The organism is Candidatus Hepatoplasma crinochetorum Av (genome assembly GCF_000582535.1).
Taxonomy (GTDB): Bacteria; Bacillota_I; Bacilli_A; order Mycoplasmatales; family Hepatoplasmataceae; genus Hepatoplasma; species Hepatoplasma crinochetorum.
On the sequence record NZ_CP006932.1, the window covers coordinates 258,827 to 275,743 of the forward strand.

6 protein-coding genes are annotated in these 16,917 nt (G+C 25.8%); 2 read left to right on the forward strand and 4 right to left on the reverse strand.

All coding sequences use genetic code 4. The annotated features are described in order from the left end of the window. Positions 1–146: 146 nt before the first annotated feature. Entirely contained in the window at positions 147–3,992 is a 3,846-nt protein-coding gene (locus X271_RS01220) for a hypothetical protein (RefSeq protein WP_025208655.1), read from the reverse strand. 815 nt (positions 3,993–4,807) lie between these two features. Then, a complete protein-coding gene (locus X271_RS01225; protein WP_025208656.1) occupies positions 4,808–10,615 on the reverse strand; it encodes a beta strand repeat-containing protein in 5,808 nt (1,935 codons plus the stop codon). A 461-nt stretch (positions 10,616–11,076) separates the two neighbouring features. Between X271_RS01225 and X271_RS03250 the strand changes: the two genes are divergently transcribed. Both X271_RS03250 and X271_RS01235 read left to right on the forward strand, forming a co-directional pair. Then, the gene (locus tag X271_RS03250) at positions 11,077–14,712 is read left to right on the forward strand and encodes a hypothetical protein (RefSeq protein ID WP_128824168.1); all 3,636 of its coding nucleotides are present in this window, start codon (positions 11,077–11,079) and stop codon (positions 14,710–14,712) included. A gap of 138 nt (positions 14,713–14,850) precedes the next feature. Beyond that, positions 14,851–15,621, forward strand: coding sequence for a hypothetical protein (locus X271_RS01235; protein WP_025208658.1), 771 nt, complete (start codon positions 14,851–14,853; stop codon positions 15,619–15,621). Positions 15,622–15,677: 56 nt separating this feature from the next. Here X271_RS01235 and X271_RS01240 read toward each other — a convergent pair whose 3' ends face one another. Continuing rightward, positions 15,678–16,067, reverse strand: coding sequence for a hypothetical protein (locus X271_RS01240; protein ID WP_025208659.1), 390 nt, complete (start codon positions 16,065–16,067; stop codon positions 15,678–15,680). A gap of 83 nt (positions 16,068–16,150) precedes the next feature. Further along, positions 16,151–16,912, reverse strand: a complete 762-nt coding sequence (locus X271_RS01245) for an SDR family NAD(P)-dependent oxidoreductase (RefSeq protein WP_025208660.1) — start codon at positions 16,910–16,912, stop codon at positions 16,151–16,153. Positions 16,913–16,917: the final 5 nt, after the last annotated feature.

Sequence of the window (16,917 nt, forward strand, 5' to 3'; positions counted from 1 at the left end):
TCCTCATATCTAACATTAATTAATAAAATCACAAAATTTAAATAATTCTTATTATTTGTTTAGTCATAATTAATTACAATATTTAAAATATTAAATGCGAAATTTAAATTACTAAATAACCTTTAGATAACCTTTTAAAATAAAATTTATAATATAATTTTTTTAATTGATGTAATAATAATTTCTGCACTTAACGCAGCATCAATTATATTAATTGTTTTATCAACATTAAAAGAGAAATAGCAAGCCCCAATTCCAACAAAATCATATCTTGTAGTCCCATCATATACAATATCTTTTGCATACATTAATTGAGTATTACCAATATCTGCATAAGTACAATTAATCAATAAGAAATCTGCGTTACTGTAATCATCCATATTTATTATTGTACCGCTTACTTGTGCATTTAAATCTATTGGTGCAGGAATTCCATTTACTCCTCATATTGTTGCTAAAAAATCACTCGCTCTTGCTTTTGTTACTGTACCGTTCAAAGTATCTGTGAAAGTTAATTCTCCAGAATAAGATACATTACTTCCGTGTTGTTTTTGTAATCAAGTATTAGTTACAATTAAATCACTTATTTCTCTGATAGGATAACCATATTGTGGTTTTACTGCTGTACCAGCACTTGTGTTAAAGTATCATTTAGAAATTATTAAATCATAATTAGTATAGTCTTCGTTTAACACAAATTTATCACCATAACCAAATGCCCCGTTTTCTAAAATTTTAGTAATAGTAATATTATCAATTGCTTTAATTCAATTTAAACCTTTAACTGAATTACTTACACTTTCTCTTGTTGTGTCAAAAGTATTATCACTTGTTCTTTTTATAGCAACATAACATTCATCTCCTTGTGGATCGTTAGGGTTAAATGAATTTAAACAACCAGTAGTTCATTCGTTTAAATTAAAATCTGATCCAACAATAAATAAGTTTTGATAACATTGAATATTGTTTTCTGGTATTAAATTTCCCTTTGTAATCATTAATATATGATTAAAATCTTCTCCATCATTAACTGGAATATCATTACTGTTTGGGGGAATTAAAGAACCATCATCAGGTGTCACAATATCAATTATTTCTTCATCTCCACCACCATCTTCAGATGAATCATAATCATTAATTATAAATGATGTATTATCAATCAATTCAGTATCACAATAAACTTCTATATTATAATATCCGGGAGGTAAATCAGTAAATGTTAATCCTGTATTTATTCCCTCGGATAAAGTAATTGGTTCTGTTCCACTTGCTGGATTTAATACAGCAGTTGATGTTCCATTACAATCTGATAAATCAACATCAAAGGAAACTGTACCATTTCCATCTTCAGTAGTTGGATCAGTAGGAACAATATTATCAATTATTGCTGATGGGAATGGATCTATTGAACAATCTGTACAAGTAGATAAAGAATCAAGACTTGCTTTAATATCACCAATAGCATTATTTATAATATCACCTAAGTTATTTACTGCTGTATTTAAACCATCAATTTGATCTTGCAGACCATCAGTTAATCCAAGAAGTGTATTATCTCGAACAACTGTATCATTAGTACTTTCTCCATATAATTTTTCATCTGCTTGTGTAAAATCTCCAAAAGCTTCAGTAGATGTATTTCCCAAAACTGTATAAGTTACATGATCAGTATCAAGTACATCACTATTAATTAAATCATCAATTGCTTGCGTATTTGCATCAATTGCTTCTTTATTAGCTTCATTTACTTCTTGTTGTGTTGTTCCACCTTCAGCAGTTGCATCAACTGTAGCAACATCTGAAGTATTTGGATCACTTAAATTATCAAGCTGATCATTAATATCATCAATCGCTTCTTTATTAGCTTCATTTACTTCTTTTTGTGTAGATCCACCTTCAGTACTAGGACTATTAGTATTAATAACAGCGGTATCACCTTCTACTGGAACACCATTATTAATAAGATCATCTACTTCATCATTTAAATTATCAATCGCTTCTTTATTAGCTTCATTTACTTCTTTTTGTGTAGATCCACCTTCAGTACTAGGACTATTAGTATTAATAACAGCGGTATCACCTTCTACTGGAACACCATTATTAATAAGATCATCTACTTCATCATTTAAATTATCAATTGCTTCTTTATTAGCTTCATTTACTTCTTTTTGTGTAGATCCACCTTCAGTAGCAGGATCTGCAGTGGGAACATCAGAAGTATCTCCATTACGAATATCATCAACTTCATCATTTAAATTATCAATCGCTATTTTATTATTTTTATTTACAATTTCTTGTGTTGCTCCACCTTCAGCAGCAGAATTTGAAGTGGGAACATCAGAAGTATCTCCATTATGAATATCATCAATTTCATCATTTAAATTATCAATTGCTTCTTTATTAGCTTCATTTACTTCTTTTTGTGTAGATCCACCTTCAGTAGTAGGATTATTAGTATCAATAGTAGAAGTATCACCTGGTGTAACTCCATTATCAATAATATTTTCTATTTCTGTATTTAAAGTATCAACTTCATCATTTAAATTATCAATTGCTTCTTTATTATTTTTATTTACAATTTCTTGTGTTGATCCACCTTCAGCAGTAGGACTATTAGTATCAATAGTAGAAGTATCACCTAGTGTAACTCCATTATCAATAATATTTTCTATTTCTGTATTTAAAGTATCAACTTCATCATTTAAATTATCAATCGCTTCTTTATTATTTTTATTTACAATTTCTTGTGTTGATCCACCTTCAGCACTAGAATCTTTAGTATCAATAGTAGAAGTATCACCTGATGGAACACCATTATTAATAAGATCATCTACTTCATCATTTAAAATATTTATTTCTGTATTTAAAGTATCAAATTCATCATTTAAAGTATCAATCGCTTCTTTATTATTTTTATTTACAATTTCTTGTGTTGATCCACCTTCATTTGTAGAATCAGCAGTATTAATAGTTGCAGTTGTAATATCATCGCAATCGCAACCAGAAGAGTCACAACCACATTCCATACAATCAATCTTTTCATTAATATCAGAAATTTCAGAATTAACTTTAATAATTTCTGAATCTAAGGTAATAATACTTTTTTTATTAGCTTCATTTACTTCTTTTTGATTTGGCCCACCTTCAAAAAAACTATCAACAGTAGATACATTTTCTGTATTGGTTTTTAAATCATTATCATCAATCTTAGAACTAATATCATTAATTAAAGTATTTATATTATCGATATCTTTTTTATTAACTTGATTTATTTCTTTTTGATTTATTCCACCTTCTAAAGTAGTATCGACCGCTTTAATAGAATAAGTAGTATTAGCTTCACCAAAAGATTCCATTTTATCATTAATATCAGAAATATCTGAATTTAGTGAATCAAAATTAACTTTATTTTTTACATTAATTTCTTGTTGTGTTGATCCATTCTCTAAAGAAGAATTATTTGCACTAACTTTTGAAGTATTTATATCAAAATCTAAATTATCAATTTTATCATCAATTATAATAATTGAATCATTTAAATCATCTATGTTTTGTTTATTTTTTTCATTTACTTGCTTTTGTGTTGTTCCGCCTTCAGAAGTAGAATTAACTGTTTCAATAGAAGAAGTAATAGTTTGTATTAAAGTATTACCATTAATAATATCACTAAATTCATCATTTAAATTATCAATGTTTTGTTTATTTTTTTCATTTACTTGTTGTTGTGTTGTTCCACCTTCAGAAGTAGAATTGATAGTATTAATAGATGATGTAATAGTTTTTATTTTAGTACTACCACTTACAATAGAATTAATACTTTGTGTAATATTTTCATTTACTTCTTGTTGAAATCCTCCACCTTCAGCAACAGGATTTACTGTTTGTACATGAGCAGAATCAGTAATTGATGCTGTAACTTTTTCTTCTTGTTCTACAAAATCACTATTATCAGATTCTTTATCTTGAAAATTTAATTCATTTTCCTTTATCATAATTTAATTTACCCTATATTATTTATTTACATTTTTTTAAAAACAAAAAAAGCACTTCTGCTATTTCTAATTTAATTCTAAATATAGGTAATTATTTATCAAATTTTGATATTCTAATAACCCATTATCTTAATTTTAATTATAATAAAAAAATAAAATAAAAATATATATTTTTATTTTATTAATTATTTTTTTGATAATAGTATTTTTTAGAATAACTAATATTTTTAAATTTTCAAAAGTAAGATTATTAATAGCGAGAAATTAAATTAATTTAATTTTAGAATTTTGTTAAATTATGAAACACAAATGAAATAATTTTTGATATTGATATCAATATCAAAAATTAAAAGATTATTTATAGTTTATCAATTATTTTTGTAAAATCAAAAATTAAAAAAAATAATATCAATAAAAATTTTATTAATTTTTATTGATATCTTAAAATTTATCATTTTAATTTAAAAGTTACTATAATTTTTGTATTTAAATTATTAAATTAAAGGAATCTGAATTAAAAAAAAGATTATATAAATTTGGTAATACAACATTTATGTAATTTATTAAATATTTATATTATTTTTTTTGATAATAATACTAAATAATTGAATTATTCAGTAAAAAATAATATATTTTGATAGTTTGAAAAACTACTTTTATTATTCAAAAATTATTAAAATACCAATGCAAAATTTCAATTATTTAATAATCTTTTGATTTATTTTTTACTTAAATTATAAATATTATCTTCTTCTTTATTAAAAAAAAGCAAATATGTGATCTAATTGTAATAAATATCAATTTTCATTCTCTTTTTAAATTATAATTCCTTTCACTCCTAATAGTTCAAGATGTCCTAAACCGCCACCACTAGTTCAAGTTAAAACATTTCCAGTAATTGTAAAGTGTTCTTGCTGGTAATTAGAATAAGAATGATTTGTTATACCATCAGCAACAATATCACTAACTTTAATAACTCAATCACCAACAGCAAAATTGCTTCCTTCAATTTTAAATAATAATAAATCATAAGAAGTGTAATCATTTAAAGTGAAAGTATCAGAAGTTTGAGATATCACAAGATTATCTATTGATGTAAAGTTAAAACCATAAATCATTGTTATGTAACTACCTTCACCTATTCCTGTTGAAACTTCTTGGTTTGAAAATCTTCAACCATTAAGAGCAGTATCAGCAGCATTTTTGGCAACATAAATATAGTTTTGCTCTGGATCTGTTGTTTGTTCTCATAAAGTATAACTAAAATTATTTCTTGTATTATCTCATCATTTTTGAACAATCATATTAAATTGTGTAATGTCTTCTAATCAAGTAAAATTATCATTATTTTCATAAATACCTTCTGTAATTAAAGGTGTTAGCCCAACATTAATTCCTTTTAAATAATATATTCCAGTAAAATCACCTATAATATCTAAATTAAAATTAGTAGGATCAGTAAATATTAATTTTTGAATCTCATTATTACTTGTAATTCCGCTTTGATTTGAATCATTAATATCTATTTCTTTACCAATAAACAAACCATTTCCCACATAATTAGGATGTTGATTTTTACTCAAAATAATATCATAATTTAAATAACTATCTAATATTTCTCCACTTGTTTTACTATTAGCATCATCATCCTCAGGTGTTAATGGAATAAAATCATTACCACCAATATTAGGTTCAGAAACAACTATATCTGCCTCTGAACTAATTAATTCCTCTCCATCATAAATTTCAATTACATATGTTCCAGCAATTAAATTATCAAAGATCAATCCTGTATTTGCTCCATCAACTAAGCTAATTGGACTTGTTCCAGTAGCAGGATTTAAAACTGCAGTTGCTAAATCAACAAAGTTAGCAATTGTAACATCAAATCCAATTGAACCATCACTACCACCATTTATAGTTACATCAGTTGGAATAACATTTGAAACTGTTGCCTCTGGATCTGGGAGAGGTTCATTAATCACTATATCTGCCTCTGAACTAATTAAAGTTTCTCCATCATAAATTTCAATTACATATGTTCCAGCAATTAAATTATCAAAACTCAAATCAGCATTTACTCCATCAACTAAGTTAATTGGACTTGTTCCAGTAGCAGGATTTAAAATAGCAGTTGCTAAATCAACAAAGTTAGCAATTGTAACATCAAATCCAATTGAACCATCACTACCACCATTTATAGTTACATCAGTTGGAATAACATTTGAAACTGTTGCCTCTGGATCTGGGAGAGGTTCATTAATCACTATATCTGCCTCTGAACTAATTAAAGTTTCTCCATCATAAATTTCAATTGTATATGTTCCAGCAATTAAATTATCAAAACTTAAATCAGCATTTGCTCCATCAACTAAGCTAATTGGACTTGTTCCAGTAGCAGGATTTAAAACTGCAGTTGCTAAATCAACAAAGTTAGCAATTGTAACATCAAATCCAATTGAACCATCACTACCACCATTTATAGTTACATCAGTTGGAATAACATTTGAAACTGTTGCCTCTGGATCTGGGAGAGGTTCAGAAACAACAATATCTGCCTCTGAACTAATTAAAGTTTCTCCATCATAAATTTCAATTGTATATGTTCCAGCAATTAAATTATCAAAACTTAAATCAGCATTTGCTCCATCAACTAAGCTAATTGGACTTGTTCCAGTAGCAGGATTTAAAATAGCAGTTGCTAAATCAACAAAGTTAGCAATTGTAACATCAAATCCAATTGAACCATCACTACCACCATTTATAGTTACATCAGTTGGAATAACATTTGAAACTGTTGCCTCTGGATCTGGGAGAGGTTCAGAAACAACAATATCTGCCTCTGAACTAATTAAAGTTTCTCCATCATAAATTTCAATTGTATATGTTCCAGCAATTAAATTATCAAAACTTAAATCAGCATTTGCTCCATCAACTAAGCTAATTGGACTTGTTCCAGTAGCAGGATTTAAAACTGCAGTTGCTAAATCAACAAAGTTAGCAATTGTAACATCAAATCCAATTGAACCATCACTACCACCATTTACAGTTACATCAGTTGGAATAACATTTGAAACTGTTGCCTCTGGATCTGGAAGAGGTTCATTAATCACTATATCTGCCTCTGAACTAATTAAAGTTTCTCCATCATAAATTTCAATTGTATATGTTCCAGCAATTAAATTATCAAAACTTAAATCAGCATTTGCTCCATCAACTAAGCTAATTGGACTTGTTCCAGTAGCAGGATTTAAAATAGCAGTTGCTAAATCAACAAAGTTAGCAATTGTAACATCAAATCCAATTGAACCATCACTACCACCATTTACAGTTACATCAGTTGGAATAACATTTGAAACTGTTGCCTCTGGATCTGGAAGAGGTTCATTAATCACTATATCTGCCTCTGAACTAATTAAAGTTTCTCCATCATAAATTTCAATTGTATATGTTCCAGCAATTAAATTATCAAAACTTAAATCAGCATTTGCTCCATCAACTAAGCTAATTGGACTTGTTCCAGTAGCAGGATTTAAAATAGCAGTTGCTAAATCAACAAAGTTAGCAATTGTAACATCAAATCCAATTGAACCATCACTACCACCATTTACAGTTACATCAATTGGAACTACATTTGAAACTGTTGCCTCTGGATCTGGGAGAGGTTCATTAATCACTATATCTGCCTCTGAACTAATTAAAGTTTCTCCATCATAAATTTCAATTACATATGTTCCAGCAATTAAATTATCAAAACTCAAATCAGCATTTACTCCATCAACTAAGTTAATTGGACTTGTTCCAGTAGCAGGATTTAAAATAGCAGTTGCTAAATCAACAAAGTTAGCAATTGTAACATCAAATCCAATTGAACCATCACTACCACCATTTATAGTTACATCAGTTGGAATAACATTTGAAACTGTTGCCTCTGGATCTGGGAGAGGTTCATTAATCACTATATCTGCCTCTGAACTAATTAAAGTTTCTCCATCATAAATTTCAATTACATATGTTCCAGCAATTAAATTATCAAAACTCAAATCAGCATTTACTCCATCAACTAAGTTAATTGGACTTGTTCCAGCAGCAGGATTTAAAATAGCAGTTGCTGAATCAACAAAGTTAGCAATTGTAACATCAAATCCAATTGAACCATCACTACCACCATTTACAGTTACATCAATTGGAATAACATTTGAAACTGTTGCCTCTGGATCTGGGAGAGGTTCAGAAACAACAATATCTGCCTCTGAACTAATTAAAGTTTCTCCATCATAAATTTCAATTGTATATGTTCCAGCAATTAAATTATCAAAACTCAAACCAGCATTTTCTCCATCAACTAAAGTAATTTCATCTATTATTGCTGTAGGATTTAATCCTATTACATCTGAATTTGAATTTAAAACTGCTTTTGCTGTATTCATAAAGTTAGCAATTGTAACATCAAATACAATTGAACCATCATTACCACCATTTACAGTTACATCAGTTGTAATAACATTTGAAAATATTACTTCTTGATCTGGAGTTAAAGGGCATCCAGTACAAATAGATATTGAATTAAGGCTTAATAAAATATTAGAAACAATTTTATTTAAATCATCTATTGCTTGGGTATTAGTACCAATTGCTTGTGTATTAGCATTAATCGCAATTTTATTAGCTTCATTTACTTCTTGTTGTGTTGCCCCACCTTCAGTATTAGAATCAACTGTAGCAATATCTGAAGTAACTGGATTATTTAAATCATCAATTGCTTGCGTATTTGCATCAATTGCTTGCGTATTTGCATCAATTGCAATTTTATTAGCTCATTTACTTCTTGTATGTGTTGCTCCCCCTTCAGTATTAGAATCAACTGTAGTAATATCTGAAGTAACTGGATCACTTAAATCATCAATTGCTTGCGTATTTGCATCAATTGCTTGCGTATTTGCATCAATTGCAATTTTATTAGTTTCATTTACTTCTTGTTGTGTTGCTCCCCCTTCAGTATTAGAATCAACTGTAGTAATATCTGAAGTAACTGGATCACTTAAATCATCAATTGCTTGCGTATTTGCATCAATTGCTTGCGTATTTGCATCAATTGCAATTTTATTAGTTTCATTTACTTCTTGTTGTGTTGCTCCCCCTTCAGTATTAGAATCAACTGTAGTAATATCTGAAGTAACTGGATCACTTAAATTATCTATTGCTTGGGTATTAGCATCAATTGCTTGAGTATTAGCATCAATTGCTTTTTTATTAGCTTCATTTACTTCTTTTTGTGTAGAACCACCTTCAGTAATTGAATTAGTAGTAGTAATAGTTGAAGTATTTCCTCCTGGCACACCATTATTTATAATATCACTAATTTCATCACTTAAATTATCAATTGCTACTTTATTACTTTTATTTACAATTTCTTGTGTTGTTCCACCTTCAGTCGTAGAATTTACAGTATTAATAGTTGAAGTTGTAATATCATCGCAATCGCAACCAGAAGAATCACAACCACATTCCATACAATCAATCTTTTCATTAATATCAGAAATTTCAGAATTAACTTTAATAATTTCAGAATCTAAAGTAATAATACTTTTTTTATTAGCTTCATTTACTTCTTTTTGATTTGGCCCACCTTCAAAAAAACTATCAACAGTAGATACATTTCCTGTATTGGTTTTTAAATCATTATCATCAATCTTAGAACTAATGTCACTAATTAAGGTATTTATACTATCAATATCTTTTTTATTAACTTGATTTATTTCTTTTTGATTTATTCCGCCTTCTAAAGTAGTATCGACCGCTTTAATAGAATAAGTGGTATTAGCTTCTCCAAAAGATTCCATTTTATCATTAATATCAGAAATATCTGAATTTAGTGAATCAAAATTAACTTTATTTTTTATATTAATATCTTTTTGCGTTGATCCACCTTCTAAAGAAGAACTAGTTGCATTAACTTTTGAAGTATTTATATCAAAATCTAAATTATCAATTTTATCATCAATTACAACAATTGAATTATTTAAATTATCAATGTTTTGTTTATTTTTTTCATTTACTTGCTTTTGTGTTGTTCCGCCTTCAGAAGTAGAATTAATTGTTTCAATAGAAGAAGTAACAGTTTGTATTAAAGTATTACCATTAACAATATCATTAAATTCATCATTTAAATTATCAATGTTTTGTTTATTTTTTTCATTTACTTGCTTTTGTGTTGTTCCGCCTTCAGAAGTAGAATTAATTGTTTCAATAGAAGAAGTAACAGTTTGTATTAAAGTATTACCATTAACAATATTATTAAATTCATCATTTAAATTATCAATCGCTTCTTTATTTTTTTGATTTACTTGTTGTTGTGTTGTTCCACCTTCAGAAGCAGAGTTAATAGTATTAATATATGATGTAATAGTTTTTATTTCAGTATTACCACTTAAAATAGAATTAATACTTTGTGTAATATTTTCGTTTACTTCTTGTTGAAATCCCCCACCTTCAGCAACAGGATTTACTGTTTGTACATGAGCAGAGTCAGTAATTGATGCTGTAATTTTTTCTTTTTCTTCTGAAAAATTACTTTTATCAGATTCATTTTCTTGAAAATTTAATTCATTTCCCTTTTCCATAATTTAATTTATCCTATATATTATTTTTATTTAAATTTGATTAAAATTTTTTTATATTAAAACAAAGCATTTCTGCTATTTCTAATTTAACTCTAAATATGGGTAATTATTTATCAAATTTTGATATTTTAAAAACCCCTTATCTTAATTTTCATTATAATAAAAAATAAAATAAAAATATCTATTTTTATTTTTTTATAATTTGTAAATTTAATTCAAATATATTTTTATTTAAAAGATCATATTAATTTAAATTATTTTTATTTTTTGATATTTAACAAAAATTAAAATATTTTTTCTTATTATTTTATAAATAAAATAAAATTTTAAATTTATTAAATATAATGTTAGAAAAATAATTTATAGATATTTTATTTTTTAAATATTTTATTTTTTTTTTTAAAAGTTGATATAATTTTAGAAAAATGGGAATGTGAATTAAATTAATTATTTTAGGGGTTATGAAAAAATTCTTTATTACACTTATTATTTTTCCGATATTAATTATATTTGGATCAATAAATAGTAGTTCTAAATTTTTAGAAACAAAAAACTATTCAGATTTAGAAATTGAATCAATCGTAGATTTAGAATTTTCGGCAGATGGTAATACAAATGGAGCAATTGTCGATACTAATGGTGATCAAAATGGTGACGCTATTTATATGTGAGGACAAAATAATAATTATCAAATTGGTGATGGAACAACTACAGATAAATTTTCACCTGTAGAAATTACACCACAAGGTGAAAGCGATTGAGGGGGAGATATAATTAATTTGGAAATCGCTCAATTATTTAGTGGTGCTACCGTTGACACTAATTATGATGGTTATGCCGATACACTTTATTTATGAGGTAGTAATTATCGTGGTGAAATTGGAAATGGAGAAACAAGTGGATCAATTTCAACTCCTCAAATTATTACACCACAAGGTGAAACAAATTGAGATGGTAATATCATAGATTTTTCATTGATGTATGCAAATACAGCTGTTTTAATTGATACTGATTATGATGGATATGGTGATTTAATTTATGGTTGAGGTGAAAATATTAATTATGAAATATCACCTAAAGATGATAATACAATTTTATATCCTGAAATAATTGCTCCAGAAGATAATGATTGAGGCGGAAATATTATTGATTTAAAATTAGGTTCTCGATTTGGTGGAGTAACTGTTGATAGTAATTATGATGGTCTTGCAGATATGCTTTATATGTGAGGAGATAATAGTTATGGAGAACTTGGAATAGGTGCATCACCTCAATATTCTCAATATCCTACAATAATTAACCCAGGATCTGGTAGTTGAGGTGGTGATATTATAGATTTTACACTTGGATTTTTTAATTCAGGTTTATTAATAGATACCAATTCAGATGGAATAGGAGATTTAATTTATAGTTGAGGACAAAATAATTATGGTCAACTTGGTGATGGTACAAAAGTAATTAAATATTCTCCAAAAGTAATTACTCCTAGTTCAGGTGATTGAGGCGGAAATATTCTTCAATTTGAAAAAGGAAGTTATACTTCTAGTGTAATAATAGATTCTGATTTAAATGGATCAGGAGATCTACTTTATATGTGAGGACAAAATGGTAATGGTCAATTAGGAGCAGGAACAACAAGCGATATTTCTGTTCCAACAATTGTTTACCCTGAAGGTCAATCATCTTGACCCGGACCTATTTATTCATTATCAAATGGATTTAGTAGTACCGGTGTAATTACCGATAATAATAATGATGATCTTATTGATAGTTTTTATGCATGTGGAAATGATAACTACGGACAATTAGGAAATGGAAATAGTGATAGCAATATTGATCAATTATATTTTATAGTTATTTATTCTACAGATTCTGCTTCTATTGCTAGTTTAGATTTTATTTATGATGATAATCAATTATTTATTGATTTAAAATTATATGATTATAGTAATGTAATAAATAGTGATCCTACTGTTTTATTAATAGATAATGGAGATACTAATTATACAACAACTTTTATTTCTTCAAATTCAGATATTTCTAATGATCAATATTATTATCAGGTGAATGGAATTGAACGAGGAACACACTATTATTTTAATGAAATAATAATTAATGATGTTGCTTCTGCTATTTCAGAAGATATAATAACCGACTATATCATTCCTGATTATTCTATAAAATCAGTAACTGAGCAAACAGCTACAATTGATTTAAATTTGAGCGAAAATAATAATGTAGATTTTAGTGATTATACAAATGAAGAATTAAAAGTAAAAGTAAATTATACTGATCTTGACCAAAATGATTCTTATAATCAAGAATTTACACTTAATAGTTTAATATCTAATCAAGATCTTACAATTAGTAGTTCAGCAGAAGTTGAATTAACTAATTTAAAAGCAGAAACAAATTATCAAATAGATTCAATTCAGTATTTCTATCAAAATGGAAGTTATATATATCAAATTAATCAATCTGCTACAAGATTTCAAACTCAATCTGTTCAACCAGAAATTCAAGGTGCAACAAGTTTAGTAATAGATGAAACAATAACTTCAAATTCATTTCAATATACAATTGAAATAGATAATCTAATTCCTAATGCTGATAATACTAATTTTACAAATTATGATGTAAATGATGGTTTATGATTAATGGATGAAGACGGATACATTTATAAATCAACTTTTATTACAAAAGAATTTTATCAAAATGATAATTATAGTAATGTTTCTGCTGATAATAGTTATGATTATATAATTACTTATGAAGTAAATGGACTAGGTCCAGGTGAATATTTATTTAATGGAATTAGCTTTGAGCAACCATTAAATCCTCTTGATTCTAATATAGTTACTTTAAATCCTCCAATGGATGTAATAATACCTGATGATGGATATGTAGATCCAGTAGTTCTTGGTAGTACTTTTGCAGTTTCTAGTGTTGCACCTACATCATTTCAATATAGAATTAGTTTAGATGACTTAATGTTAACAGGAAGCGTTGGTAGCGAACCAGAATTTGCTAATTTTGATCAAGCGGACGGACTTTATTTAAAAGATAGCAATCAAAATACTTATCATTCAGAATATGTACCAAAAACTGCTGTTTATCAAGGTAGTGGAACATCTGTTGGATCAGAAAGATACCAATTTACTTTTGAAGTAAGTGATTTAGTACCAGATACTGATTATGAATTTGATTCTATAAGTCCTAACCAAAATGGACCATTTACACCTATAGAAAATGGAGAAGTTCATACAGATGCATCTAGTAGTGATTGCGATTGTCCTTGCTGATTATGATGACTTATGTTATTACTATTATTATTAATTTTAATTTTAGTAATCATAATATTAATACAAGGTGATTCTAGTAAAGAAAAAAGTAAAAAGAAAGAAAAAATAACAAAAGAAGAAAAGGTTAATAAAAAAGAAGATAAAGCAAATGATGAAGATAAAATAAAAGAAGAAGAAAAAAACTTAACAATTTATAATATTGAACAAAATCAACCTAAAAAAGAAGGTGGTTCTGAAAATTCTGAATTAATAGATAAATTAACAACAGAAATTTTAGAATTATCTGAAAAGGTAGATGATTTAAATAATAAAAATAAACCAGTAGAAAAAGAAAAAACAAAAGCAAAATCAAGTAAAAAAAGAAAAAGTAAAAAAACAAAAGCAAAAACAGAAAAACCTGATGATACAAATAAATTAACTGAAGAAATTTCAGAATTATCAAAAATTGTAAGAAAAATAGATGAAGAGAATAGAGATATTAAAATTAATATTGAAGAAATTCATAATTCAGGAAATAATAATACTTCACAAAATAAAAAGAAAAAAGCAAAAAAACCTAATAAAACAGAACAATTAACTGAGGAAGTATTAGAATTATCAAAAATTGTAAAAAAATTACATAATTCAGGAAATAATAATAATAATAAACCTGTTTCTAAAAAATCAAGAAAAAATAATGAAACAAAAAAAATATCATCAGAAATTTCAGAATTATCAAAAATTGTAAAAGAAATTAATAAAGAAAATAAAGATATTAAAAAAGATATCAAAGAAATTAATAAAAAAAAAAAGTAATTCCTAAAAAGAAAACAATTCAAAAGAAAAAAAGAAATAGAAATAATAATAAAAAAAATCAAAAAGATTTAGAAATGATTACTATAGAAGAAACAGAATATGTAGAAATTAAAAATAATTCTAAAAAAGATAAATAAAATGGTAAAAATAATAAACAAAAAAAAATCAAAAAATACTTTTGTTATTGATGGTCTTATTAATAGTAATGAAAAAATTTCAAAAATAATTAAAAAAGCAAAAAAAAAGAATATAAAATCTGTTTCTCTTCTTATTAATTATGATCAAGAAAAAGCAACCAATAAGAAGAAAAAAGTAATAAGAAGAAAAAATAATAAAAAACAACAAAATAATAAAAATTTACAAATAAAAAATATTGCTTATAATCAAGAAAAAGAAATTAATAAAGAATTAAAACTTCTTCCTGCAAATGCTTCTATTTCTAAAGAAAAAGAAAACACAAATAAGAATTCTTTTGATAAAAATATTAAAAAGGAAATTAATCCTTTAAAACAAAACGAAGAAATAATAAATAGTAATAAAACAATTGGAGAAATAATTGAACAAGCAGATAAAAATAACGTAAAATCTATTTCAATTACTATTAATTATCAAAAAGTAAACAAAAAAAGAAAAAGAAAACATTATAATAATTCAAATAATAATAATCCAAAAAATAATCAAGATAATAAAGATAAAAAAATAGATCAGAGTATAAATAATAAAGCTGAAAATCAAGAAAAAGAATCAATATCAAATAATCAAGATGTTCCTAAAATAGAAGAAGAAAATATCGAAATTAAAGATTTAAATACAGAAGAATTAAGAATTTTTAAAATCAGAAAATCAAAATATGTAAAAATCTCTAATCCTAATAAATATTTTTCATCTGATAAAAATAGAAAAAAGTAGGAAATTAAACAATAAAAAAAAGACAATTAATTTGTCTTTTTTTTATTGTTAGAAGATTATTTCATTGCTTTTTTATCTTCGATTTTGCAGTTTTCACCTTCACATTTTTCTAAATGTTTTTGAAAGTGTTTTTTAAGATCTTCTTTGCATTCTTTGCATTCATTTCCACAATGTTTTTGATTGCATTCTTTGCATTTTTTACATTTATCTTTGCAATTTGATAATTTGCATTCTTTGCATTCCTTGCATTTATCACAATTGCATTTTTCTCCATGATCTTTACATTTGCTGCATTTATTATTACAACTATTTATAATACATTCTTTGCATTCCTTGCATTCATCATTACAATTTTTATCTTTGCATTCCTTGCATTTTTTACAAGCTTCGCTTTCAAAATGCTTATCTTCATCTTTATTTTTAGTTTTTTTTCAAAAATTAAACATATTTTATATTCCTTTTTATTATATTAAATGTTAATTAAATTATATTTTATATATCAATTAAATAAAAATATAATAATTTTTATTTAATGAATTTTAAAATAATTATTTAATAAATGTATTTTATCTTCTTTTGAATCTACTATTCCAATTGTATAATCACTTTCATAAAGCTTAAAGAAAAAATCAATAAGTTTTTCAATAGATTTCTGTTTATTTTTTTTATTTATAATTAATTTATTTTTTTCTTTTTGTGAAATATTTGCATAATTTAACATTTCTTCTAATGATTCACTCTCTGTAGAAGAAGGAGCTAATACTTGTACTTTTAATTTGTAATTTTTATTTTCAAGATTTTTTGCTATTCCTTCGCTAAAAGTAGAGACAAAAAATTTACTGCTCGAATAAATTATTTCATCTAGTAAAATTTCAAATCCTACAGTAGAAGAGATATTTATTAATTTCTTATTTTTATTTAAATTATCTTTTATAAACATAATTGAAAGTAAAGTTAATGCTTTAATATTAAGATCAATTAAATTTGCAATTCTTTTAATATTAGAATTTCAAGGATCATTGTGTTCACCAATTCCAGCATTATTAATAAATGTTTTGATATTATATTTTTTAATTGTTTCATAAAATTTAATTACATTATCTTCGATTGATAAATCATAAATAAAAACTAATACTTTTATTTTATATTTACTCTCTAATTCTTTTTGAAGATTTTCTAACAATTCTTTTCTTCTTGCAACAATAATTAAGTTTTCTTTTCTTTCTGCAAATGATTTTGCAAGTCCTTTTCCAATTCCTGAACTTGCACCTGTAATTAATATATATTCCATAATGT